Origin of the sequence: Streptomyces sp. NP-1717 (assembly GCF_022695985.1) — a bacterium.
Taxonomy (GTDB): Bacteria; Actinomycetota; Actinomycetes; order Streptomycetales; family Streptomycetaceae; genus Streptomyces.
The window spans coordinates 1-2138 of sequence record NZ_JAAPBF010000435.1 but is presented as its reverse complement, the minus strand read 5'-3'; the positions used below and the strand labels follow the sequence as shown (position 1 = coordinate 2138).

Annotated in this window: 2 protein-coding genes; both read right to left on the bottom strand. The window is 73.0% G+C overall.

The annotated features are described in order from the left end of the window. Positions 1 to 221: 221 nt before the first annotated feature. Positions 222 to 899, bottom strand: a complete 678-nt coding sequence (locus GXP76_RS35285; protein ID WP_242575699.1) for a response regulator transcription factor — start codon at positions 897 to 899, stop codon at positions 222 to 224. Then, positions 896 to 2122 (bottom strand): histidine kinase, encoded by a 1227-nt coding sequence (locus tag GXP76_RS35280; RefSeq protein ID WP_374363725.1) that lies wholly within the window; start codon positions 2120 to 2122, stop codon positions 896 to 898. The genes GXP76_RS35285 and GXP76_RS35280 overlap by 4 nt, the downstream gene beginning before the upstream one ends. Between the last annotated feature and the right edge of the window lie 16 nt (positions 2123 to 2138).

Below are 2138 nucleotides of genomic sequence, written 5' to 3'. Positions count from 1 at the left end.
CGGAAGGGGGACGCGCAGGGGTCGTGTCCGGACACTCAGGCTGATTTGTGGCGCGTGTGAATGCGGGCTCCCCTGAGACCAACGAGCCTTGCACGCGCCGTAAATCACGCCGTCCGGGCATGACCCCGGAGCGGCACCCGGCCACCACCGCAACCACAACAAGCCCGGCCGGCGATTGAGGCCAAAACCACCCACCCACCCGCAGACGCGGAGACGCCCCCTCAACCGCCGGGGGCAACCAGTCCCGACTCGTACGCGAAGATCACCGCCTGCGCCCTGTCCCGCAACCCCAACTTCGCCAGCACCCGCCCGATATGCGTCTTCACCGTCTGCTCCGCGAGGATCAGATGTTCCGCGATCTCCTGGTTCGACAGACCCCGCGCGATCAGCTCCAGCACCTCCGTCTCGCGCGGCGTCAGCCCCTTCAGCCGCAGCGAGCGGTCCTTGCGCGCCACCGGGCGCCCCAGCTGCGCGAAGTCCGCGATCAGGCGGCGCGTCACGGACGGCGCCAGCAGCGCCTCGCCCGCCGCGACCACGCGGACCGCCGAGATCAGGTCCGCCGGCGGCGCGTCCTTGAGGAGGAACCCGGACGCCCCCGCGCGCAGCGCCTCGTACACGTAGTCGTCCACGTCGAACGTGGTCAGCATCAGCACCCTCGGGCGGTGCACCACCCCCGCCGGCGGGTCCAGCAGCGCGCGGGCCGCCGCCAGGCCGTCCATCTCCGGCATTCGGACGTCCATCAGGACCACGTCGGGATGGGTGCGGCGGCTTACCTCGATGCCCTGGCGTCCGTCCGGCGCCTCGCCGACCACGTCTATGTCGGCCTGCGCCGACAGCAGCGCGGCGAACCCCGCCCGCACCATGGCCTGGTCGTCCACGATGATCACGCGGATGGTCACGTCGGGTCCTTCGGGGTCGGGTCCTTCGCGGTCGGGTCGGTGTCCGGCGCCAGCGGCAGCCTCGCGGCCACCCGGAACCCGCCGTCCGGCAGCGGTCCGGTGTCCAGCGTGCCGCCGGTCAACCGTACGCGTTCACGCATACCGATCAGCCCGTGGCCGGTGCCGGAGGTCTCCAGCGGTGACGTGCGGGCGGTCGCGGGCCCGTTGACGACGAGCACCGTCAGCCAGTCGCCGTCCGAGGTCACCGAGACCCGCGTCGGGGCCTCGGGCGCGTGCCGTACGACGTTGGACAGGGCCTCCTGGACGATGCGGTACGCGGAGAGGTCCACGGACGGCGGCACGGCGCCGAGATCCGACGGCAGGGACAGCTCGGCCGGCACCCCGGCCCGTACCGTCGCCTCCACGAGCTGCTGTACGCGCCCCAGCCCCGGCTGCGGCGCCCGTTCCCCCGCCGAGCCGTCGCTGCGCAGCACCGCCAGCAGCCGCCGCATCTCGGTCAGCGACTCGCGCGCCCCGGCGGCGATCGTCGAGAACTCCTCGCGCGCCGCCTCCGGCAGCCCCTCGATCCGGTACGGCGCCGAGTCCGCCTGCACCGTGATCACGGACATGTGGTGGGCGACCACGTCGTGCAACTCCCGTGCGATACGGGCCCGTTCCTCCAGCAGCGTGCGCTGCGCGCGTTCGACCTCGCTGATCGTCTCCTGCTCCACCAGCCTGCGCTGGGCGTCCCCGCGCTCCCGCACGGCCGCCGTGACCAGCAGGATCACGCCGCTGAGTACGAACAGCAGCAGCTGCACACCGTCGCTGCGGTCCTGCGAGACCAGCTCGAAGACCAGCCCCGCCGCCCCCGTCGAGAGCCAGACGGCGAGCAGCGTCCGGCGCGGCTCGCGCAGCCCCAGGCAGACCATCAGCACCAGGTAGCCGACGACCACCATCGGTGTCCACGGCCAGGACCGGCCGTCGAGGTCGTCCGCCGTGGTCAGGAGCAGCACCGCGCCGACGATGTCCGCCGTGAAGACGATCCACCACGCCTGGAGGGGCCGGGTCACGGCGAGCAGCAGCGGCGCGGCCTGCGCGGTGGCGAGCGACCCCGCCCAGCCGCCGGCCAGCCCGTAGTCCTGGACGAGCACGGTCACCGTGACGGGCAGCAGCGCGGCGGCGAAGCCGAGGGCGACGACGTACGGGACGTAGCGCTGCCAGGGCTTCGCCGCACGCGCCAGCAGCGGTTCGGTGGACGCG